This is a genomic window from Mycobacterium sp. 1274756.6 (assembly GCF_001668625.1).
GTDB lineage: Bacteria > Actinomycetota > Actinomycetes > Mycobacteriales > Mycobacteriaceae > Mycobacterium.
In genome coordinates, this window is the sequence record NZ_LZLJ01000049.1 from 60,797 (window position 1) to 81,828 (window position 21,032).

At 71.3% G+C, this 21,032-nt stretch carries 19 protein-coding genes, 1 tRNA gene and 1 pseudogene; 10 read left to right on the plus strand and 11 right to left on the minus strand.

The genetic code is table 11. The features are described 5' to 3' along the window. Positions 1-88 precede the first annotated feature (88 nt). A pseudogene (locus A5643_RS18990) lies at positions 89-1,573 on the plus strand (DUF2339 domain-containing protein); the annotation flags it as partial. Positions 1,574-1,655: 82 nt separating this feature from the next. Here the strand turns inward: A5643_RS18990 and A5643_RS06465 are convergent. Beyond that, positions 1,656-3,083 (minus strand): adenylate/guanylate cyclase domain-containing protein, encoded by a 1,428-nt coding sequence (locus A5643_RS06465; RefSeq protein WP_066853150.1) that lies wholly within the window; start codon positions 3,081-3,083, stop codon positions 1,656-1,658. Beyond that, complete coding sequence (locus A5643_RS06470; protein WP_156628577.1) at positions 3,077-3,289, minus strand: hypothetical protein; 213 nt, start codon at positions 3,287-3,289, stop codon at positions 3,077-3,079. The genes A5643_RS06465 and A5643_RS06470 overlap by 7 nt, the downstream gene beginning before the upstream one ends. A 47-nt stretch (positions 3,290-3,336) precedes the next feature. Between A5643_RS06470 and A5643_RS06475 the strand changes: the two genes are divergently transcribed. After that, complete coding sequence (locus tag A5643_RS06475; RefSeq protein ID WP_066853154.1) at positions 3,337-4,719, plus strand: acyl-CoA dehydrogenase family protein; 1,383 nt, start codon at positions 3,337-3,339, stop codon at positions 4,717-4,719. On the opposite strand, the gene A5643_RS06480 is transcribed toward A5643_RS06475, so the two are convergent. Then, positions 4,676-5,140 carry a nitroreductase family deazaflavin-dependent oxidoreductase gene (locus A5643_RS06480; protein WP_066853155.1) on the minus strand — a complete coding sequence of 155 codons (465 nt, stop codon included), beginning with the start codon at positions 5,138-5,140 and terminating at the stop codon, positions 4,676-4,678. The genes A5643_RS06475 and A5643_RS06480 overlap by 44 nt on opposite strands. Positions 5,141-5,177: 37 nt before the next feature. Further along, positions 5,178-5,960, minus strand: a complete 783-nt coding sequence (locus A5643_RS06485) for an SDR family NAD(P)-dependent oxidoreductase (protein ID WP_066853157.1) — start codon at positions 5,958-5,960, stop codon at positions 5,178-5,180. A gap of 119 nt (positions 5,961-6,079) precedes the next feature. On the opposite strand from A5643_RS06485, the gene A5643_RS06490 reads away from it, so the two are divergent. Further along, positions 6,080-6,649, plus strand: a complete 570-nt coding sequence (locus A5643_RS06490; protein ID WP_502686213.1) for a TetR/AcrR family transcriptional regulator — start codon at positions 6,080-6,082, stop codon at positions 6,647-6,649. A gap of 2 nt (positions 6,650-6,651) precedes the next feature. Here A5643_RS06490 and A5643_RS06495 read toward each other — a convergent pair. Further along, positions 6,652-6,728: transfer RNA gene (locus A5643_RS06495), tRNA-Leu, on the minus strand. A 111-nt stretch (positions 6,729-6,839) separates the two neighbouring features. Between A5643_RS06495 and A5643_RS06500 the strand changes: the two genes are divergently transcribed. Further along, a complete protein-coding gene (locus tag A5643_RS06500; protein ID WP_066853239.1) occupies positions 6,840-7,457 on the plus strand; it encodes an ANTAR domain-containing response regulator in 618 nt (205 codons plus the stop codon). Here the strand turns inward: A5643_RS06500 and A5643_RS06505 are convergent. From A5643_RS06505 to A5643_RS06515, 3 genes are all read right to left on the minus strand, one after another. Further along, positions 7,435-7,677, minus strand: coding sequence for a DUF167 domain-containing protein (locus A5643_RS06505; protein ID WP_066853240.1), 243 nt, complete (start codon positions 7,675-7,677; stop codon positions 7,435-7,437). The two genes, A5643_RS06500 and A5643_RS06505, sit on opposite strands and share 23 nt — an antisense overlap. Before the next feature lie 228 nt (positions 7,678-7,905). Further along, positions 7,906-9,105 carry a lipid-transfer protein gene (locus tag A5643_RS06510; protein ID WP_066853160.1) on the minus strand — a complete coding sequence of 400 codons (1,200 nt, stop codon included), beginning with the start codon at positions 9,103-9,105 and terminating at the stop codon, positions 7,906-7,908. Further along, complete coding sequence (locus A5643_RS06515; RefSeq protein ID WP_066853163.1) at positions 9,102-9,545, minus strand: Zn-ribbon domain-containing OB-fold protein; 444 nt, start codon at positions 9,543-9,545, stop codon at positions 9,102-9,104. The genes A5643_RS06510 and A5643_RS06515 overlap by 4 nt, the downstream gene beginning before the upstream one ends. Before the next feature lie 68 nt (positions 9,546-9,613). On the opposite strand from A5643_RS06515, the gene polA reads away from it, so the two are divergent. The 3 genes from polA (at position 9,614) to coaE (ending at position 15,050) form a co-directional block, all read left to right on the plus strand. Further along, positions 9,614-12,325: a DNA polymerase I gene (polA, locus tag A5643_RS06520; RefSeq protein WP_066853165.1), complete on the plus strand. Its 2,712-nt coding sequence runs from the start codon at positions 9,614-9,616 to the stop codon at positions 12,323-12,325. A 125-nt stretch (positions 12,326-12,450) separates the two neighbouring features. Further along, entirely contained in the window at positions 12,451-13,881 is a 1,431-nt protein-coding gene (rpsA, locus tag A5643_RS06525; protein WP_066853167.1) for a 30S ribosomal protein S1, read from the plus strand. Positions 13,882-13,886: 5 nt separating this feature from the next. After that, entirely contained in the window at positions 13,887-15,050 is a 1,164-nt protein-coding gene (coaE, locus tag A5643_RS06530; RefSeq protein WP_066853169.1) for a dephospho-CoA kinase, read from the plus strand. On the opposite strand, the gene A5643_RS06535 is transcribed toward coaE, so the two are convergent. Both A5643_RS06535 and A5643_RS06540 read right to left on the minus strand, forming a co-directional pair. Continuing rightward, positions 15,002-15,496, minus strand: coding sequence for a hypothetical protein (locus A5643_RS06535; protein WP_066853171.1), 495 nt, complete (start codon positions 15,494-15,496; stop codon positions 15,002-15,004). The genes coaE and A5643_RS06535 overlap by 49 nt on opposite strands. A gap of 10 nt (positions 15,497-15,506) precedes the next feature. Then, a complete protein-coding gene (locus A5643_RS06540; RefSeq protein WP_082948768.1) occupies positions 15,507-16,013 on the minus strand; it encodes a ribonuclease FAU-1 family protein in 507 nt (168 codons plus the stop codon). 76 nt (positions 16,014-16,089) lie between these two features. Between A5643_RS06540 and uvrB the strand changes: the two genes are divergently transcribed. From uvrB to A5643_RS06555, 3 genes are all read left to right on the plus strand, one after another. Beyond that, positions 16,090-18,261, plus strand: a complete 2,172-nt coding sequence (gene uvrB, locus A5643_RS06545; RefSeq protein ID WP_066853243.1) for an excinuclease ABC subunit UvrB — start codon at positions 16,090-16,092, stop codon at positions 18,259-18,261. Continuing rightward, positions 18,258-19,670 carry an MFS transporter gene (locus tag A5643_RS06550; protein WP_066853175.1) on the plus strand — a complete coding sequence of 471 codons (1,413 nt, stop codon included), beginning with the start codon at positions 18,258-18,260 and terminating at the stop codon, positions 19,668-19,670. The genes uvrB and A5643_RS06550 overlap by 4 nt, the downstream gene beginning before the upstream one ends. A 180-nt stretch (positions 19,671-19,850) precedes the next feature. Further along, entirely contained in the window at positions 19,851-20,297 is a 447-nt protein-coding gene (locus tag A5643_RS06555) for a universal stress protein (RefSeq protein WP_066853179.1), read from the plus strand. Positions 20,298-20,307: 10 nt separating this feature from the next. Here A5643_RS06555 and A5643_RS06560 read toward each other — a convergent pair whose 3' ends face one another. Beyond that, positions 20,308-20,985, minus strand: a complete 678-nt coding sequence (locus A5643_RS06560) for an MBL fold metallo-hydrolase (RefSeq protein ID WP_066853180.1) — start codon at positions 20,983-20,985, stop codon at positions 20,308-20,310. Positions 20,986-21,032: the final 47 nt, after the last annotated feature.

The following is a 21,032-nucleotide window of genomic DNA, read 5'->3' on the forward strand; positions in this document are numbered from 1 at the left end:
CGCCACCCCCTGCCCGGCGTGCCAGAGTTAGCCCATGACCGCATCGTCTCGCCGTGTGCTCGCCGGGGTCGTCGCCGAACTCGACGTGATGACCTACCGGTTGGCCCAGATCCGTGGCCAACTCGCCGATCTCGAACAGGGGCTGGAGTCGCGTCCGGCCACCGTCCCGGCTCCGGACCTCCCGGTGCCGGCCGTTCCCGTGCCGACCGCTGTTGCGCCCGCTGATTTCCCCCCGGCGGCACCGCCCTTCCCGCCGGTTCCGCCGGCGCCTCGGCCCCGGTCGCCGCGGGACTCCAGTTGGATCGGCAAGCTGCTGGCCGTCGCCGGGGTGGCGGTCACGCTGATCGGCGTCGTGCTGCTGTTGGTGCTGGCCGCCCAAGCCGGGCTGTTGCGCCCGGAGATCCGGGTGCTCGGCGGGGCGGCGTTGGCCTCCGCACTCGTCGGTGCGGCGATCTGGTGGCAGTCCCGCCCCGGTGGGCGCACCGGCGCGATCGCCCTGGCCGCCACCGGCATCGCGGCCGGCTACCTGGACGTGCTGGCCGTCACCGGCATCTACGACTGGGTGCCCGCCGCGGTCGGGCTGGTGCTGGCCGCCGCCGTCGGCGCGGCCGGGCTGACGTTGGCGCGGCGGTGGGATTCCGAACACCTCGGCCTGCTGATCGTGGTGCCGCTGCTCTGCCTCGCACCGGCCATCACCGACGGGGTCAGCCTGCTGCTGATCGGCTTTATGCTGACGCTGTCCGCCGCGGTGCTGCCGGTGCAACTCGGGCGGGACTGGGTCGGCATGCACGGTGCGCGGATCGCGGCGGCGACACTGCCGCTGTTGGTCGCGTTGCTCTCGAGTTCCGGTGCCGGGCCGGCCGCCTGGCCGCTGGCGGTGTGCTGCGCCCTCGCCGCGGTGCTGGCGGTCGGCAGCGGCCTGGCGTTGCTGCCCGGATCCGCTAAACCCGCCGCGATCGCCGTCCTGAGCGCGATCGGCACCTTGCCGGTGTTGGCCGCCGGGGTGGCGGTCGGTGCCGGTGCGGCCGCGCTGATGGCCGCTGGGATCGCCGCGGCGACGCTGACGGTCGTGCTGCTCGGGGCGGGCCTGCCGGCGGTCGCGCGGCAGGTCTTCGCCGCGTTGGCGGCGGTGTCCACCCTGATCGCGGTGACGGTCGGGTTCGACGGTCCGGTGGCCGTGCCGGTGCTGCTCGGACTGGGCATCGTGGTCGCTCTCGGCGGCCACCGCGACGCGTCGGCGCGGTGGGCCGCGGTCGGGTTCGGGGTCGCCGGGGCGACCGGCCTGCTGGCCCTGGCGCCGCCCTCGGTGCTGGCGGTCCCCACGCCGCTGCCGCTCGCCGAGTCCGTCTCGGTGCTGGTCGCCAGCGTGCTGCTGGCCGGGTGGGCGGCGGCGCTGGGCTGGGCGTTCCGGTGGGCCGACCGTCAGGGCGATGACGGCGTCCGCACCGCCGGAATCTGTGCCGGGGCGCTGGCCGTCTACGCCGTCACCGCGTTCACCGTCACCGCCGGCGTGCTCGTCTTCGGCACCGGCGGCGGGTTCTTGGCCGGGCAGGTGGCCGCCACGCTGTGCTGGGTGGCGATCGCCGCGGGGGCTGTTCGGCTACGCGCTGCGGGCACCCGGCCGGCCAGCCCGCGACACCGCCGTCGGGGCCGGCCTAGCGTTGACCGGGACCGCCATGGCCAAGCTTTTCCTGTTCGACCTCGGCACGCTCGACGGCATGTTCCGGGTGGCGGTGTTCCTCGTCGCCGGGCTGGTCCTGCTCGGGATGGGCGCCGGTTACGCCCGCAGCCTGGCCCGCCAGGACGGTCCCCGGTCCTAGCCGGGGCCGCCGGCGCCCCTGCAGGTACCAGGTGCGCATGGCGCCCTTGCCCTTGATCTCGACGTCGCCGCGCCCCTCGAAGACGAACTCGTCGCAAAGCCGTTCGTAGACGCTGTGCGGCACCTGGATCCGGCCCGCGGTGCCGGTGGTCTCCATCCGGGCCGCCACGTTCACCGCGTCGCCCCACACGTCGTAGAAGAAGCGCCGGGAGCCGATCACCCCGGCCACCACCGGGCCGTCGGCCAGGCCGATCCGGATCTGCAGTGGCCGCCCGTGCGGGGTGTGGATCCGCGTCACGGCCTCGGCCATGTCCAGCGCGAAGTCGGCCAGGGCGGCCAGGTGGTCGGGCCGCGGCTCGGGCACCCCGCTGACCGCCATGTAGGAGTCACCGGTGGTCTTGATCTTCTCCAGCCGGTACTTGTCCACCAGCTCGTCGAACGCGGTGTAGAGCCGGTCCAGGTACCGGACCAGCTCGTCGGGGCTGGTGGTGGCCGTGAACCGGGTGAAACCGACGATATCGGCGAAGAGCACCGAGGCGTCGTCGTAGCGGTCGGCGATGACCTCGTGGTCGGGTTGTTTGAGCCGGTCGGCGACCTCGCTCGGCAAGATGTTGGTCAGCAGCGCCTCGGACCGCTGGTACTCCGCCTCCAACGCCGCCTCCGCGCGTGCCATCTCGCGCAGCGCAACCCAGACCGCGGCCAGACTGATGAACGCGGCGGAGACCACCGTGGTGATGAACCCGACGGGGAGCAGCCAGCGCGGCTGGATCCCGGCGTCGGCGGGCGCGAGGAACTCCAGCGCGATCACCAGACCGGCGCCGACCGCCACCATGACCGCCGCCAACACCACGTGCTCCACCCCGAGGATCAACACCGCGATGGCCGCGGCGGCCAGGAAGAAGAACTGCAGGCCGGAACCGGTGCCCACCACCCAGATCAGCACCGACAGTGAGACGTAGGCGACGGTGATGAAGGTCAGTGGTGGAACCAGATCACCGAAGCGGTGCAGCCGCGGTGTGAGGAGGAAGACCGCCGCGCTGGCGAGGTTGAGCAACCCGGTCCAGGACTGCGGAGCACCGACCAGCAGTTGCAGGATGCCGAAACCCGCGGTGATGGCCGCACCGATCCGCGCGGTGACGGTTAACACCCGCAGCTGCTGGGAGGCACGTTCGGCGGACCGCTGTCGCGCGGTCGAGTCGCAGTGGGCGCGGCGGTGCATCGCGACCGCGTGGCCGGCGGCCGCGCGCTTTCGCCTGCTCACCACCGAAGCAGCGTAACGCCTTCACCGGCCAATTCGGCGGCCACAGCGGCGACCCGACCGGTCATCGTCAGCAGCAGCGCTTCGGCGCGGCCCCGAACCTGCGGTCCCCGGCCCGCCGCCCATTGGGCGGGGGAGAGGCCGGCCAACAGGTCGGCGAACTCCTGCCGCTCCGCGACGGCCATGGCGCGGACAGCCGCACGTTTGGTCATGACCGGTTACGGTAACCCTTGGTCGCAAAACCGACGGGATCTTGCTCATGGCCTTCGACCTCACGCCGACCGCGGCGCAACACGACCTGGCCCGGCGCACCCACGAGTTCGCCGAGGCGGTGATACGGCCGGTCGCGCTGGAATACGACCAGCGCCAGGAATTCCCGTGGCCGGTGCTGGAGGAGGCGGCCGACCGCGGCTTCTACAGCCCGCTGTTCTACCGCGACCTCATCGGCGATTCGACCGGGGTCTCGTTGCCGATGTTCATGGAGGAACTGTTCTGGGGTTGCGCCGGAATCGGTTTGGCGATCGTGATGCCGGCGTTGGCGCTGTCGGCCATCGGCCAGGCGGCCACCCCGGAGCAGATGCTGCAGTGGGCGCCGGAATGTTTCGGCACGCCCGGCGATCTCAAACTGGCCGCGTTGGCCATCTCCGAGCCGGAAGGCGGCAGCGACGTGCGCAACCTGCGTACCACCGCGCGGCGCGACGGCGATGACTGGGTGATCGACGGGCACAAGATGTGGATCGGTAACGGCGGCATCGCCGACGTCCACGTCGTCAACGCTGTCGTCGACGAGGAGTTGGGGCACCGCGGGCAGGCGCTGTTCGTGGTGCCCGGCGGCACCCCCGGTCTGGAGCTGGTCCGCAAGCTGGACAAGCTGGGCTGCCGCGCCTCGCACACCGCCGAACTGCGGTTCGACGGGGTCCGGGTCCCGGCGGCCAACCTGCTCGGCGGCCAGGACAAGCTCGACCACAAACTGGCCCGGGCGCGGGAGAACCTGGCGTCCGGGAAGCGATCCGGCTCGGCCACCCTGGGCACATTCGAGCAGACTCGGCCGATGGTCGCCGCCCAGGCGATCGGCATCGCCCGCGCCGCCCTGGAATACGCCACCGACTACGCGACCCACCGCGAAGCCTTCGGCGGTCCGATCATCGACAACCAGGGCATCGCGTTCCCGCTGGCCGAGTTGGCCACCCAGATCGATGCGGCGCGGCTGCTGACCTGGCGCGCCTCCTGGATGGCCGCCAACGGCGTGGCGTTCACCCGCGGCGAGGGGTCGATGTCGAAGCTGGCGGCCAGCGAGGTGGCGGTCCGGGCCACCGAGCGGGCGATCCAGACGCTGGGCGGCTGGGGTTACATCACCGATCACCCGGTGGAGAAGTGGTACCGGGATGCCAAGCTGTACACCATCTTCGAGGGCACCAGCGAGATCCAGCGGATCGTCATCTCGCAGGCGCTCGGCGCCGCCGAAGGCGGGCCGCCGCTGCACGTGGAGATCGAGCCCAGCGGCGGTCCGCTGAACCGGCTGTTCGGGCGGGGAGCGCCGCTGCGCAGCCGGGTCGCGGATGCGGCACTGGCGGCGCAGGATCGGGTTCCCGAGCCGGTCATGCGGTTGGTGATGCGGGCGCTTCGGCCGCCCCGGAAGTAGCGTCGGCCCGGGTCAGCGCGATGACCGGGATGACCCGGTCGGTCCGCTCCCGGTAGGCGGCGAAGCCGGGATAGCGTTCGGCCTGAATGTCGTAGAGCCGGTCGTGTTCGTCGCCGGTGATCTCGGTGGCGTCGACGGGATAGGTCTCGGTGCCGACCTCCACGGTCGCCGAGGCGTGCGCCCGCAGGTTGTGGTACCAGGCGGGGTGGGTGTCCTTGCCCTCGTTGGAGGCGAACACGATGAGCCGGTCCCCGTCGGGCAGGTACATCATCGGGCTGGTGCGCGGCTGTCCGGACTTGGCGCCGGTGGTGGTCAGCAACAGCACCGGGGCGCCCTCGAACGGGCCGCCCAGTTCGCCGCCGCGACGCCGGAATTCGGCGATGTTGCGTTCGTTGAACGCCAGCACCCGGTCCTTGTCCATGGTTGTCACCCTTTCTGTTGCTCGATGTTGGCGTCCATCACATCCACCCGCCGGATGCGTCGATCGTTGCCCCGGTCAGGTAGGAGGCGTCGGCAGAGAGCAAAAACGCTGCCACCGCGGCGATCTCGTCGGCGTCGGCCAGCCGGCCCAGCGCGTTCATCGACGCCAGCACGGTCTCGGGTGGGACGTCGCGCAGCCCGGGCGGGGTGTAGCGGGCGCCCACCTCGGCGGCCATGTCGGTGGCGGTGCCGCCAGGGGCGATGGCGTTGATCGCGATGCCGCGCTCGGCGAGCTCGGGGGCGAGGTTGAGCACCATCGCGGAGACGGCTGCTTTGCTGGCCGCGTACAGGCTGTGCTGGTAGACGCCGATGCGGGCGCTGACCGACGACATGAGCACGATGCGGCCGCCGTCTCCCATCCGGTCGGCGGCGGCCTGGGTGACGAACAGTTGGCCCGCGACGTTGGTGTGGAACACCCGGTCGAAATCCTGTCGGGTCAGCGACGCCAACGGGCCGAAGTGCTCGACACCCGCGCTGCACGCCACCCCGTCGAGTCCGCCGAGTTCCTCGGCGGCCCGCCGCACCAGCTGGTGGGCCTGCTCGGCGTCGCTGACGTCGGCCTGCAACGCCGCGGCCCGGGCGCCGGACCGGCGTAGCTCCTCGACCAGGTCGGTCGCCGTCGTCGGGTTGGCGACGTAGTTGACGGCGACGGCGGCGCCCTCACCGGCCAGCCGGCGGGCGATCGCCGCGCCGATGCCGCGGCCGCCGCCGGTCACCAGGAACCGCTTGTCGTGGAAGCGCTGCTGGCGAGACTCCGTCATGCGCTCTCCTCCGTCGGGGTGTGCCAACGCCAGCATCGATTATCCACGTATCTCAACGGATGTCTATATTTATTCGGGTTCGTATGATCAAGGCTCGCCCGACGACCGACAGGAGAGCCGTGGCATCCGGGGAACCCGGTGAGAGCAAGGGCCAACGCACCCGTCGCCGCATCCTGGCGGCGGCTCGCGGCGTGTTCGCCGACGTCGGCTACGAACGCGCCACGATCCGCGGGATCGCGGACGCCGCCGGCGTAGACAAGTCGTCGGTCATCCAGTATTTCGGCACCAAACAGGACCTGTTCCGGGAGGCGGTGCACTGGACGATCCCGCTCGAGGAGGTGCTGTCGGACAGCGCGGAAGAGACCGCCGAGAACCTGGCGCGCGGGATGTTCGCGGCCTGGGCGGCCGACCCCAACTCACCGATGACCGTGCTGCTGCGGGCCAGCATGACCAGCGAGGACGCCGCGGAGCGGCTGCGCTCACACATCACCGGGGAGGTCACCACCGCGCTGGCGAGCCTGATCGACGCCCCCGACGCCCGGCTGCGCGCCGCGCTGCTCGGCGCGATGCTGATGGGGGTGGCCAGCCAGCGCTACCTGCTGCGCATGCCCGACCTGAGCGACATCGACACCGAGGAGATCCTGCGGGTGATCGGGCCCGCGCTACGCACCCTGATCGATCCGGACTGAGCTGGTGCCCTCGGTGAGATTCGAACTCACACTGTACGGGTTTTGAATCCGTTTCCTCTGCCAGTTGGGATACGAGGGCTGTCGTCGCGGGCCGGCCGCGGCCTCCCAGAATAGTGGATCGGCACCGCCCGTCGAACATCACATGCGGGTGCGCTTCCCGAGCGCGGCCCCGCCGCGACACAATGTGGGGATGAGCGAGCCCACCGCGCCCACCGAGCCGTCGGCCCCGCACCGGGTGTTGATCGCCGAGGACGAGCCGCTGATCCGGCTCGACCTGACCGAGATGCTGCGCGAGGAGGGCTACGACGTCGTCGGGGAGGCCGCCGACGGGCAGGCGGCCGTGGAACTGGCCGAGCAGCTCCGACCCGACCTGGTGATCATGGACATCAAGATGCCCCGCCGGGACGGGATCGACGCCGCCTCCGAGATCGCCCGCAACCGCATCGCGCCAATCGTCATGCTCACCGCGTTCAGCCAGCGCGATCTGGTCGAGCGGGCCCGCGACGCCGGGGCGATGGCCTACCTGGTCAAGCCGTTCACCGCGACCGACCTCATCCCGGCCATCGAGCTGGCGGTGAGCCGGTTCGGCGAGATCGCCGCGCTGGAGCGCGAAGTCGCGTCGCTGGCCGACCGGCTGGCGACCCGGAAACTGGTCGAACGGGCCAAGGGCCTGCTGCAGTCCGCCCATCAGATGAGCGAGCCGGAGGCCTTCTCCTGGATCCAGCGCGCCGCCATGGACCAGCGCACCACGATGAAGCGGGTCGCCGAGGTGGTGGTGGAGTCGCTCAGCGGGAAATCCGCGGGGTGATCCGGAAGCGTTTCAGCCGGGCGGTGGCACCCGACACCAGTTCCACGTGACTGCGCGGCACTTCGAAGCGCTTCGCGAGCAGCTCCAGCACCGCGCGGTTGGCCTTGCCGTCGACCGCCGGCTCCCGCACGTAGACGGTGAGCACACCGGCGTCGTCGGGCTCCACCAGCGGGCCTTTGCGGCTGCCGGGTTTGACCCGCACCACGATGATCTCGCTCATCTCGCTGATCTCGCTCATCTCGCTCACCCGGTCAACCGTCGGCGCGGGATCCGAGACCCGCTCGCGACCAGAGATCCGCGAGACCGAAGCCATGCAGGGCTGCACTCGATCTTTGTCTGCATGGTTTCTGCCTCGCGGTGGGAGGGGCACGCGGGACAGGGGCGCGCAAGCCTGGTCACGCGGGGCCAATCACGCGGTCACGCGCTCACGCGGGCCCGGTCGCCGCGCTCAGCGCGCGACGATCACCGACGAGCCGTGCCCGAACAGGCCCTGGTTGGCGGTCACACCGACGGTGGCGCCCTCCACCTGCCTGCCCTCGGCCTGACCGCGCAACTGCCAGGTCAACTCACACACCTGGGCGATCGCCTGCGCCGGGATGGCCTCACCGAAGCAGGCCAGCCCGCCCGACGGGTTCACCGGCACCTTGCCGCCGATGGTGGTGGCGCCGCTGCGCAGCAGCTGCTCGCCCTCACCCTTGGCGCACAGGCCCAGGTGCTCATACCAGTCGATCTCCAGCGCCGTGGACAGGTCGTACACCTCGGCGAGGCTGACGTCTTCCGGGCCGATCCCGGCCTCGGCGTAGGCGGCGTCGAGGATCTGGTCCTTGAACACCCGCTCCGGGCCCGGCACCACCGCGGTGGAGTCGGTGGCGATGTCCGGCAGCTCGGGCAGGTGCTGCGGGTACCGCGGGGTGACGGTGGACACCGCCCGCACCGACGGCACCCCGTCCAGCGAGCCCAGGTGCTTCTTCGCGAACTCCGCACTGGCCACGATCAGCGCCGCCGCGCCGTCGGAGGTGGCGCAGATGTCGAGCTGGTGCAGAGGGTCGGCGACCACCGGGCTGGCCAGCACGTCCTCGACCGCCGACTCCTTGCGGTACCGCGCGTTGGGGTTCTGCAGGCCGTGCCGGGCGTTCTTCACCTTGACCTGCGCGAAGTCCTCCACGGTCGCGCCGTAGAGGTCCATCCGCCGCCGGGCCAGCAGCGCGAAGTACACCGGGTTCATCGCGCCGATCAGGTGGAAGCGCTGCCAGTCCGGGTCGTTCTTGCGTTCCCCGCCGACCGGGGCGAACGCCCCCTTGGGGGTGGTGTCCGCGCCGATCACCAGCGCCACGTCGCAGAACCCGGCCAGGATCTGGGCGCGGGCGCTCTGCAGCGCCTGCGAACCGGAGGCGCAGGCGGCATACGAGGACGACACCGGCACCCCGTTCCAGCCCAGCTTCTGGGCGAACGTCGACCCGGCGATGAAGCCCGGGTAGCCGTTGCGGATGGTGTCGGCGCCGGCGATGAACTGGATCTGCCGGGAGTCGAGGTTCGCGTCGGCCAGCGCGGCGCGGGCGGCGATGACCCCGTACTCGGTGAAGTCGCGGCCCCACTTGCCCCACGGGTGCATCCCGGCGCCCAGGATGTAGAGCGGTTCAGGACTCATGCGCTCACCTTCTTCCAGACATAGGTCAGCCGCTGCACGCCGTCGTCATCGACATAGAGCGGTTCGAGGGCCAACTCCAGCTCCATGCCGACCTTGAGGTCCGCGGCCAGGGTGCCTTCGGCCACCTTGGCCAGCACGATCAAACCCTCGGCGGCCAGCTCGACCGCCGCGATCGCGAACGGCTCGAACGGGTCCGGCGCCGGGTAGGGGGCCGGCGGCGGATAGCGGTTCTCGGTGTAGCTCCACACCGTGCCGCGCCGCGACAACTCGACCGGCTCCAGCACGTCGCTGGTGCAGGCCGGGTTGGGGCAGTTGTTGGCGCGGGGCGGGAAGACATAGGTTCCGCACTGCGGGCACTTGGCGCCGATCAGGTGGGCGGCGCCGGAGTCGTCGGTGGCGAACCACCCGTCGATCGCTGGTTGCGTGGCTGGTGCTGACACGCGCTCAGCGTACCGACAAGCCGCCGCGAATTGAAACGCGTTCCAGTTCTGCCGCGGTGTCCGGGGCTATGCCTAGAGTAAGGACGGTGAGTCCCGTGTCCGACAAACCGACCCTGATGTTGCTCGACGGCAATTCGCTTGCCTACCGCGCCTTCTACGCGTTGCCCGCGGAGAACTTCAAAACCCACGGCGGGCTGACCACCAACGCGGTGTACGGCTTCACCGCGATGCTGATCAACCTGCTGCGCGACGAGAACCCCAGCCACCTGGCGGCCGCGTTCGACGTGTCGCGGCAGACGTTCCGCTCCGAGCGCTACCCGGAGTACAAGGCCAACCGGTCGAGCACCCCCGACGAGTTCCGCGGCCAGATCGACATCACCAAGGAAGTGCTCGGCGCGCTCGGCATCACCGTGCTCGCCGAAGCCGGCTTCGAGGCCGACGACCTGATCGCCACCCTGGCCACCCGCGCCGAGCGGGAGGGCTACCGGGTGCTGGTGGTCACCGGCGACCGCGATGCGCTGCAACTGGTCAACGACGACATCACCGTGCTCTACCCGCGCAAGGGGGTCAGCGAGCTGACCCGGTTCACCCCCGACGCGGTCGTGGAGAAGTACGGGCTCACCCCCACCCAGTACCCCGACTACGCCGCGCTGCGCGGCGACCCCAGCGACAACCTGCCCGGCATCCCGGGCGTGGGGGAGAAGACCGCATCGAAGTGGATCGCCCAGTACGGCTCGCTGCAGTCCCTGGTCGACCACGCCGACGAGGTGCGCGGTAAGGTCGGGGACGCGCTGCGGGCGAACCTGTCCACGGTGGTGCTCAACCGGGAGCTCACCGACCTGGTGCGCGACGTGCCGCTGGCCCAGACCCCCGACACCCTCGAGCTGCGGCCGTGGGACCGCGACCAGATCCACCGGCTCTTCGACGACCTGGAGTTCCGGGTGCTGCGCGACCGGCTGTTCGAGACGCTGGCCGCCCCCGCCCCGGAGGTCGACGAGGGATTCGAGGTGCGCGGGCAGGCGCTGGCCGCGGGGGAGGTGGCCGGCTGGCTGGCCGAGCACGCCGCCGACGGCCGGCGCTGCGGGCTGGCCGTGGTGGGCACCGACCGCACCTACGACGGGGACGCCACCGCGCTGGCGATCGCCACCGCCGACGGGGACGGCGCCTACCTCGACACCGCCGCGCTGACCCCCGACGACGAGGCCGCCCTGGCGTCCTGGCTCGCCGACCCGGGCCGGCCCAAGGCGCTGCACGAGGCCAAGCTGGCCATGCACAACCTCGCCGGGCGCGGCTGGACGTTGGCCGGGGTGAGCTGCGACACCGCGCTCGCCGCCTACCTGGTGCGGCCCGGGCAGCGCAGCTTCACCCTCGATGACCTGTCGGTGCGCTACCTGCAGCGCGAACTGCGCGCCGAGACCCCCGAGGACCAGCAGCTGTCGCTGCTCGACGACCCCGACAGCGCCGACCAGCAGACCGTGCAGACGCTGATCCTGCGGGCCCGGGCGGTCACCGACCTGGCTGACGCGCTCGACGCCGAACTCGCCCGGATCGAGGTGGCCGACCTGCTCGCCGACATGGAGCTGCCGGTGCAGCGGGTGCTCGCCGGGATGGAGACCGTCGGCATCGCGGTCGACACCGACCGGCTCAGCGCGCTGCAAAGCCAGTTCGGCGACCAGATCCGCGACGCCGCCGAGGCCGCCTACGCGGTGATCGGCAAGCAGATCAACCTCGGCTCACCCAAACAGCTGCAGGTGGTGCTGTTCGACGAACTGGAGATGCCCAAGACCAAACGCACCAAGACCGGCTACACCACCGACGCCGACGCGCTGGCCTCGCTGTTCGAGAAGACCGGGCACCCGTTCCTCGAGCATCTGCTGCGCCACCGCGACGTCACCAAGCTGAAGGTCACCGTCGACGGGCTGCTCAAGTCGGTGGCCGCCGACGGCCGCATCCACACCACCTTCAACCAGACGATCGCGGCCACCGGCCGGCTGTCCTCGACCGAGCCGAATCTGCAGAACATCCCGATCCGCACCGAACACGGCCGCACCATCCGCGACGCGTTCGTCGTCGGCGCCGGCCACACCGAGCTGATGACCGCCGACTACAGCCAGATCGAGATGCGGATCATGGCGCACCTGTCCGGCGACGCCGGGCTGATCGAGGCGTTCAACTCCGGCGAGGACCTGCACACCTTCGTCGCCGCCCGGGCCTTCGACGTGGATCCCGACGACGTCACCGCCGACCTGCGCCGGCGGGTCAAGGCGATGTCCTACGGGCTGGCCTACGGGCTGAGCGCCTACGGGCTGTCCCAACAGCTGAAGATCTCCACCGAGGACGCCAAGGCGCAGATGGAGAGTTACTTCACCCGGTTCGGCGGGGTGCGCGACTACCTGTACGCCGTCGTCGAGCAGGCCCGCAAGGACGGTTTCACCTCCACGGTGCTGGGCCGGCGCCGCTACCTGCCCGAACTGGACAGCTCCAACCGGCAGGTCCGGGAGGCCGCCGAACGCGCCGCGCTCAACGCCCCGATCCAGGGCAGCGCCGCCGACATCATCAAAGTGGCGATGATCAACGTCGACGCCGCGCTGACCGAGGCGGGGCTGGCGTCGCGGATGCTGCTGCAGGTGCACGACGAGCTGGTGTTCGAGGTCGCCGACGGCGAACGCGAGCAGGTGGAGGCGGTGGTGCGGGAGCAGATGGGCGGCGCGTACCCGCTGGATGTGCCGCTGGAGGTGTCGGTGGGCTACGGGCGCAGCTGGGACGCGGCGGCGCACTGACGGCGCACCGGTTTGTCCAGCGTCCGACCGGTCAAGTAGCCTCAATAGATGCCCGTGTGCGCTAGTTCGCGGGTCGTATCACGTACCTGTCCCTACGATTCAACCTGTCCGGAGCAACCCCACACATGCCAAGTCCCTCCGTCACCTCGCCGCAAGTAGCCGTCAACGACATCGGCTCGGCCGAGGATTTCCTTGCCGCCATCGACAAAACGATCAAGTACTTCAACGATGGCGACATCGTGGAAGGGACCATCGTCAAGGTTGACCGCGACGAAGTCCTGCTCGACATCGGTTACAAGACCGAAGGTGTCATTCCGTCCCGCGAACTGTCGATCAAGCACGACGTCGACCCCCACGAGGTGGTGTCCGTCGGCGACGAGGTCGAAGCCCTGGTCCTCACCAAGGAGGACAAAGAGGGCCGGCTGATCCTGTCCAAGAAGCGCGCCCAGTACGAGCGCGCCTGGGGCACGATCGAGGAGCTCAAGGAGAAGGACGAGGCCGTCAAGGGCACCGTCATCGAGGTCGTCAAGGGCGGCCTGATCCTCGACATCGGGCTGCGCGGCTTCCTGCCCGCCTCGCTGGTCGAGATGCGCCGGGTCCGCGACCTGCAGCCCTACATCGGCCGGGAGCTCGAGGCCAAGATCATCGAGCTGGACAAGAACCGCAACAACGTGGTGCTCTCCCGCCGCGCCTGGCTGGAGCAGACCCAGTCCGAGGTGCGCAGCGAGTTCCTCAACCACCTGCAGAAGGGCGCCATCCGCAAGGGTGTGGTGTCCTCGATCGTCAACTTCGGCGCCTTCGTCGACCTGGGCGGGGTGGACGGCCTGGTGCACGTCTCCGAGCTGTCCTGGAAGCACATCGACCACCCGTCGGAGGTGGTGTCGGTCGGCGACGAGGTCACCGTCGAGGTGCTCGACGTGGACATGGACCGCGAGCGGGTGTCGCTGAGCCTCAAGGCTACCCAGGAAGACCCGTGGCGGCACTTCGCCCGCACCCACGCGATCGGCCAGATCGTGCCGGGCAAGGTCACCAAGCTGGTGCCGTTCGGTGCGTTCGTCCGGGTCGAGGAGGGCATCGAGGGCCTGGTGCACATCTCCGAGCTCTCCGAGCAGCACGTCGAGGTGCCCGATCAGGTGGTCTCGGTTGGCGACGACGCCATGGTCAAGGTCATCGACATCGACCTGGACCGCCGGCGCATCTCGCTGAGCCTCAAGCAGGCCAACGAGGACTACACCGAGGAGTTCGACCCCTCCAAGTACGGCATGGCCGACAGCTACGACGAGCAGGGCAACTACATCTTCCCGGAGGGCTTCGACCCGGAGACCAACGAGTGGATGGAAGGCTTCGACACCCAGCGCGCCGAGTGGGAGGCCCGCTACGCCGAGGCGGAGCGCCGGCACAAGATGCACGCCGAGCAGATGGAGAAGTTCGCCAACGCCGAGCACCTCGACACCGAGCACCACGCCTCCACCTCCACCGGGGAGTCGGCGGGCGGGTCGCTGGCCAGTGACGAGCAACTCGCGGCGCTGCGGGAGAAGCTGGCCGGCAACGCCTAGCCGGCATGCTGCGCATCGGTCTGACCGGCGGCATCGGCGCCGGTAAATCCACGGTGTCGGCCACCTTCCGGGACTGCGGCGGCATCATCGTCGACGGTGACGTGCTGGCCCGCGAGGTGGTCGAACCGGGCACCGAGGGTCTGGCGGCGCTGGTCGCCGAGTTCGGCGAGCAGATCCTGTTGCCCGGCGGGGCGCTGAACCGGCCCGCGCTGGCGAAGGTGGCGTTCGGCGACGACGCCAAACGGGCCCGGCTGAACCAGATCGTGCATCCGCTGGTGGCGCGGCGCCGCGCCGAGCTGATCGAGGCCGCCGACCCCGACGCGGTGATCATCGAGGACATCCCACTGCTGGTGGAGTCCGGCATGGCGCCGCTGTTCCCGCTGGTCATCGTGGTGCACACCGACGCGGAGACCCGGGTGGCGCGGGTGACCGAATCGCGTGGCATGGCGGAGGCCGACGCCCGGGCCCGGATCGCCGCGCAGGCCACCGACGAGCAGCGCCGCGCCGTCGCCGACGTCTGGCTGGACAACTCCGGGACCCCGCGCCAGCTGGCCGACCGGGCGCGCGAGCTCTGGCACCAGCGGATCCTGCCGTTCGCCGACCACCTCGCCGCGGGCACCCCGGCGCCCGAACCGGACGCGGTGGTGGCCGCCGACCCGACCTGGGCCGACCAGGCGCAGCGGATCGTGGCCCGGCTGAACACCGCGTGCGGGCATCACGCGGTGCGCGTCGACCACGTCGGGCCCACCGCGGTGCCCGGCCGCGACGCCCCGGACGTCATCGACGTGCAGGTGACGGTGCGTTCGCTGGAAGTGGCCGACGATCTCGCCGGCGCGCTGGTCGCCGCCGGCTATCCGCGGGTGGCGGAGGTGGACAGCGATCCCGCCCTGCCCGGCGCGCGCAGCACGGTCGCCGCGCTCGACCGGGCCGGCGACGCCGGGAAGGACAACGCCTTGTGGCGCAAGCGGTTCCACGCCTCGGCCGATCCGGGCCGCGCCACCCGGGTGCATCTGCGGGTGGACGGCTGGCCCAACCAGCAGTTCGCGCTGCTGGCGGTGGACTGGCTGACCGCCAACCCCGACGAAGCGGCCGGGGCGAACCCCGGCGGTGACCTGGACGCCTACCGGCGGGCGTGGTCCTGGGCCGACGGCTCCGGCTGGGACTGCTGAGGCTCGGCCGGCGGCTGAGCCGGGCCGGCGCAGGACAGCGTCCCGGCATCCGGGTCGTCGGCGCCGGGCGCGGTAGTGACGAACTCGGTGCGCTGCACCGCGACCACGTCGTCGACGGTGATCTGGCAGAACACGTTCGCCGAGTACGGCCACTGCAACCGGACCTGCAGGGCGGCGTCGGCCGGGTCGGCGAGCACGGTCTGCGCCTCGAACTCCCGGCCCGGCAGCGCGCTCAACGGCGCCTCGTTGGTCTGCCCGTCCTGGGTGCGGAAGGTCGCCTGCCCGCCCGGGGCCACTCCGTCGATGCGCGCGGTGTAGGTGATGTTGTGCAGTTCGGGCTCGGTCGGCGGCTCGGTCTCGGTCGGGTCGGCGAGGGCGGCCGGCGCGGTCACCGCGGCGAGCAGCGCGGCCGCACAGCCCAGCCCGATACGGGTGGTGGCGTTCACAGAGCCGACCCTACAAGCCGGGCCACTCCAGCTCCATCCCGTATCCGGACAGCCAACGGTGCAGGTCGTAGCCGTTGCGGGCCAGGCCGTCGACCGCGGTGACAGCGCGGCGCACCGCCCGGTCGGCGTCCTCGGGCGCCAGCAGCCCGTCCCGCACGGCGGCCATCAACTCGTCGGTGTCGGCGATCCGCACCTCCCGGCCGGTGCGCAGCACCAGGTCGAGGTAGTGGTCGACCGAACGCCACACCGTCGGGCCGGGCAGGTACTCCCCGACGTCGAGGTAGAAGTCCTGGTCCTGTTCGTGGCCGGGGTTGAAGTGGAAGACGGTGACCCGCAGCCCCAGCTCGGGCAGCAGCCAGGACTGCAGGTAGTGGAACTGGGCGCGGCCGGGGGTGGGCCGGGCCAGGTAGAGGCCCCACGGGCGCCGCGCGTAGACGTCGACGGCCCGGACGACGCCCTTGGGGTCGGTGTTGGTCCCGGCGGTCAGGTCGAAGGTCTCGCGTTTGGGCGGGTGGATGGGGGCAGCCTATCCCGCGGCCCGCGGCGACCTGGGCAAACCGGACTCGTCGGTGGTGACGTTTACCCTGGTGGCCATGGCTTTCGCAACCGAACACCCGGTGGTGGCGCACTCGGAGTACCGGCCGGCGGCCGAGGACGTGGCCGCCCTGGTGCGCACCGGCGGCCACTTCGAGGTGGTCAGCCCGTACCAGCCGGCCGGGGACCAGCCGGCCGCGATCGACGAACTCGAGCGTCGGCTCCGGGCGGGGGAGAAGGAGGTGGTGCTGCTCGGCGCCACCGGCACCGGGAAGTCGGCGACCACCGCGTGGCTCATCGAGCGGCTGCAGCGGCCCACCCTGGTGATGGCGCCGAACAAGACGCTGGCCGCCCAGCTGGCCAACGAGCTGCGGGAGATGCTGCCGCACAACGCCGTCGAGTACTTCGTCTCCTACTACGACTACTACCAGCCGGAGGCCTACATCGCGGCCACCGACACCTACATCGAGAAGGACAGCTCGATCAACGACGACGTCGAGCGGCTGCGCCACTCGGCGACCTCGAGCCTGCTGTCCCGGCGCGACGTGGTGGTGGTCGCGTCGGTGTCGTGCATATACGGCCTGGGCACCCCGCAGTCCTACCTGGACCGCTCGGTGGGTCTGGAGGTCGGCACCGAGGTGCCCCGGGACGCGCTGCTGCGGTTGCTGGTCGACGTGCAGTACACCCGCAACGACGTGGCGTTCACCCGCGGCACCTTCCGGGTGCGTGGCGACACCGTCGAGATCATCCCCTCCTACGAGGAGCTGGCGGTGCGCATCGAGTACTTCGGCGACGAGATCGAGGAGCTCTACTACCTGCACCCGCTGACCGGGGACGTGATCCGCAAGGTGGACGCGCTGCGCATCTTCCCGGCCACCCACTACGTGGCCGGCCCGGAGCGGATGGCCCAGGCGATCAGCGGGATCGAGGAGGAGCTGGCCGAGCGGCTGGCGGACCTGGAGAACCGCGGGCAGCTGCTGGAGGCGCAGCGGCTGCGGATGCGCACCGGCTACGACGTCGAGATGATGCGGCAGGTCGGGTTCTGCTCCGGCATCGAGAACTACTCGCGGCACATCGACGGGCGCGGGCCGGGCAGCCCGCCGGCGACCCTGCTGGACTACTTCCCCGAGGACTTCCTGATGGTCATCGACGAGTCGCACGTGACGGTGCCGCAGATCGGTGGGATGTACGAGGGCGACATGTCGCGGAAACGCAACCTGGTCGAGCACGGCTTCCGGCTGCCGTCGGCGTGCGACAACCGGCCGCTGACCTGGGAGGAGTTCTCCGCGCGGATCGGGCAGACGGTGTACCTGTCGGCCACCCCCGGGCCCTATGAGCTGGCCCAGACCGGCGGTGAGGTCGTCGAACAGGTGATCCGGCCGACCGGGCTGGTCGACCCGAAGGTGGTGGTCAAGCCGACCACCGGGCAGATCGACGACCTGATCGGCGAGATCCGGCGGCGCGCCGACGCCGACGAGCGGGTGCTGGTGACCACGCTGACCAAGAAGATGGCCGAGGACCTCACCGACTACCTGCTCGAGCTCGGCATCCGGGTGCGCTACCTGCACTCCGAGGTCGACACGCTGCGCCGGGTGGAGCTGCTGCGGCAGCTGCGGCTCGGCGAGTACGACGTGCTGGTCGGGATCAACCTGCTGCGGGAGGGCCTGGACCTGCCGGAGGTGTCGCTGGTGGCGATCCTCGACGCCGACAAGGAGGGGTTCCTGCGCTCGTCGCGCAGCCTCATCCAGACCATCGGGCGCGCCGCCCGCAACGTCTCCGGCGAGGTGCACATGTACGCCGACACCGTCACCGACTCGATGCGGGAGGCCATCGACGAGACCGAGCGCCGGCGGGCCAAACAGATCGCCTACAACGAGGCGAACGGCATCGACCCGCAGCCGCTGCGCAAGAAGATCGCCGACATCCTCGACCAGGTCTACCGGGAGGCCGACGACACCGAGACCGTCGAGGTCGGCGGGTCGGCCCGCAACGCCTCCCGGGGCCGCCGGGCGACCGGCGAGCCGGGCCGGGCGGTCAGCGCCGGGGTGATCGAGGGCCGCGACACCGCCAACATGCCCCGCGCCGAGCTGGCCGACCTGATCAAGGACCTCACCGAGCAGATGATGACCGCCGCCCGGGACCTGCAGTTCGAGCTGGCCGCCCGGTTCCGCGACGAGATCGCCGACCTGAAAAAAGAGCTGCGCGGAATGGACGCCGCCGGCCTGAAGTGACCCGCACCGACACGCCCACCGACACCCACCCCGACATCACGGCCGGCAGCTGGCGCACGCTGCTGGGCCCCCGGTACCTGGGCACCGCCGTCCTGCTCGCCGGCGGGGTGGCGCTGTGCGCCACCAACGAGTTCCTCACCATCAGCCTGCTGCCCAGCACCGTCGCCGAGATCGGTGGGGGCCGGCTCTACGCCTGGGTGACGACGCTGTACCTGGTCGGCTCGGTGGCGGCGGCGACCACGGTCTCGGCGCTGCTGCGCCGGGTCGGCGCCCGGTGGGCGTTTTTGGCTGGGCTGGCCGTGTTCGCCGCGGGCAGCCTGGTCTGCGCGGCCGCACCGACCATGGCGGTGCTGCTGGCCGGCCGCACGGTGCAGGGCGCCGCCGGAGGCCTGCTGGCCGGCCTGGGGTACGCCCTGATCAACGTCGCGCTCCCACGCTCGCTGTGGACCCGGGCGTCGGCGCTGGTCTCGGCGATGTGGGGGGTGGCGACGGTGGCCGGTCCCGCCGCCGGCGGCCTGTTCGCCCAGTTCGGGTTGTGGCGGTGGGCGTTCGTGACGATGGTGGCGGCGACCGCGGCGATGGCGGTGCTGGTCCCGCTGGTGTTGCCCGCCGGGCGGGCGGCCACCGCGGCCGCGCCGGCCCGGATCCCGGTGTGGTCGCTGCTGTTGCTCGGGGTGGCCGCCCTGGTGATCAGCGTCGCCGAGCTGCCGCGCCGCGGCGCGGTCACCGCGGGACTGCTGGCGGTCGGCGCCGCGCTGATCGCGCTGTTCGTGGTGGTCGACCGGCGCCGGCCCGCGGCGGTGTTGCCGCCGAGCACGTTCGGCGCCGGCCCGCTGCGGTGGGTGTATCTGACCATGGCGGTGCTGATGAGCGCGGTGATGGTCGAGATGTACGTGCCGCTGTTCGGGCAGCGGCTGGGGCAGCTGACGCCGGTCGCCGCCGGGTTCCTGGGGGCCTCGCTGGCGATCGGGTGGACGGTCAGCGAGGTGGTCAGCGCCTCGCTGCGCCGCAGCCGGACCATCGCCGCGGTGGTGGCCGCGGCACCGCCGGTGGTGGCCGTCGGCCTGACCGTCGCGGCGTTCACCCGGGTCGACGGCGCCCCGGCGCGGCTGGTGACGGTGTGGGCGGCGGCGCTGCTGCTGGCCGGCGTCGGGATCGGCGCGGCCTGGCCGCACCTGTCGGCGTGGGCGATGAGCTGTGTGGACGATCCCGCCGAAGGCGCGACCGCCGCCGCGGCGATCAACACCGTGCAGTTGATCGCCGGGGCGTTCGGGGCGGGCCTGGCCGGCGTGGTGGTCAACAATGCCGGCACGGAGGCGGCCGCGGCCCGCTGGCTGTTCGCGATGTTCGCCGCGTTGGCGGCCGCCGGGGGTCTGGCGTCGGTGCGGGCCGCCCGGGCGGCGCGCTGACGCCCGGTGGCGGCGATCACTGTCGGCAAGCTCACGTCGCGGTGTTTGCGCCGCTGAGAGGGGTCGCGGCCGGCAGCCCGGGCGACGCGGTGTCGCCAATAGCGCCCCCGCGGGCGGCCGGAGGCGCTAATCTCGCGGTGGCTTGGCTTCTGACCTGTTTTGGATAACTGGAGGGTATGGATGAGCGGTTACAAGACCGTGGTGGTCGGCACCGACGGCTCCGATTCGTCGCTGCGCGCGGTCGAGCGCGCCGGAGCGCTCGCATCCGGGCCGGAGTCGCGGCTGATCGTGGCGACCGCCTACTTCCCGACATCCGGTGACGCCCGGGCCGCCGACGTGCTCGGCGAAGAGGGCTACAAGGTGTCCGGCAACGCCCCGGTCTACGACATCCTGCGGGAAGCCGAGACCCGGGCCCGCAACGCCGGCGCTACCAACATCGAGCAGCGCTCGGTGGAGGGCGCCCCGGTGGACGCGCTGGTCGACCTGGCCCACGAGGTCAAGGCGGACCTGCTGGTGGTCGGCGACGTGGGGCTGAGCACCATCGCCGGCCGGCTGCTGGGTTCGGTGCCGGCCAACGTGGCGCGCCGGGCCAAGCTGGACGTGCTCATCGTGCACACCACCAGCTGAGCCGGCTGCGCTACCAGCCGCGTTCCCGCCACTCCGCCAGGTGCGGGCGTTCGGCGCCCAGGGTGGTGTCGTCGCCGTGGCCGGGATAGACCACGGTGGAATCCGCGTAGACGTCGAACAGGTGGGTCTGCACGTCGCCGAGCAGCTGCTCGAAGGCGCCCGGCTCCCAGGTTTTGCCGACGCCGCCCGGGAACAGGCAGTCCCCGGTGAACAGCTGGGTCACCCCGCCGGCCGGGTCGCCGCTCAGCGCCAGCGCCACCGAGCCGGGGGTGTGGCCGCGCAGGTGGATGACGTCGAACACCAGCTCGCCGATGGTGATGGTGTCGCCGTCGGCCAGGAACCGGTCCGGGCGCAGCGGCAGCGGCTCGGCGTCGATCTGGTGGGCGGCGGTGGGGGCGCCGGTCGCCGCGGCTACCGCCTCCAGCGCCTGCCAGTGGTCGAAGTGCTGGTGGGTGGTGACGATCAGCACCACCTCGGGGGCATGCTGTTCGATCAGTGCGGTGAGCAGGTCGGCGTCGTTGGCGGCGTCGATGAGCAGGGTCTTGCCGGTCGCGGTGCAGGTCACCAGGTAGGCGTTGTTGTCCATCGGCCCGACCGAGGCCTTGATGATCGTCGCGCCGGGCAGGGTGCGGCGCGCGGCGGTGCCGGGCTCGACATGACCGGTGTAGGTGTCGTCCAAGGCTGTCATAACTGCCACCGTACTGGCCGCGACCAGGGCTGTCGGAGGTGCCGCAT

Bases quoted from the DNA above. Each gene is read 5' to 3' on its own strand.
- A5643_RS06505 (WP_066853240.1), bottom strand. From the start codon at position 7,677: ATGAGCGAGATCATCGTGGTGCGGGTCAAACCCGGCAGCCGCAAAGGC.
- uvrB (WP_066853243.1), top strand. From the start codon at position 16,090: ATGGCTTTCGCAACCGAACACCCGGTGGTGGCGCACTCGGAGTACCGG.
- A5643_RS06500 (WP_066853239.1), top strand. From the start codon at position 6,840: ATGAGCGAGCCCACCGCGCCCACCGAGCCGTCGGCCCCGCACCGGGTG.
- A5643_RS06470 (WP_156628577.1), bottom strand. From the start codon at position 3,289: ATGACCAAACGTGCGGCTGTCCGCGCCATGGCCGTCGCGGAGCGGCAG.
- rpsA (WP_066853167.1), top strand. From the start codon at position 12,451: ATGCCAAGTCCCTCCGTCACCTCGCCGCAAGTAGCCGTCAACGACATC.
- polA (WP_066853165.1), top strand. From the start codon at position 9,614: ATGCCTAGAGTAAGGACGGTGAGTCCCGTGTCCGACAAACCGACCCTG.
- A5643_RS06475 (WP_066853154.1), top strand. From the start codon at position 3,337: ATGGCCTTCGACCTCACGCCGACCGCGGCGCAACACGACCTGGCCCGG.
- A5643_RS06510 (WP_066853160.1), bottom strand. From the start codon at position 9,105: ATGAGTCCTGAACCGCTCTACATCCTGGGCGCCGGGATGCACCCGTGG.
- A5643_RS06485 (WP_066853157.1), bottom strand. From the start codon at position 5,960: ATGACGGAGTCTCGCCAGCAGCGCTTCCACGACAAGCGGTTCCTGGTG.
- A5643_RS06480 (WP_066853155.1), bottom strand. From the start codon at position 5,140: ATGGACAAGGACCGGGTGCTGGCGTTCAACGAACGCAACATCGCCGAA.
- coaE (WP_066853169.1), top strand. From the start codon at position 13,887: ATGCTGCGCATCGGTCTGACCGGCGGCATCGGCGCCGGTAAATCCACG.
- A5643_RS06560 (WP_066853180.1), bottom strand. From the start codon at position 20,985: ATGACAGCCTTGGACGACACCTACACCGGTCATGTCGAGCCCGGCACC.
- A5643_RS06555 (WP_066853179.1), top strand. From the start codon at position 19,851: ATGAGCGGTTACAAGACCGTGGTGGTCGGCACCGACGGCTCCGATTCG.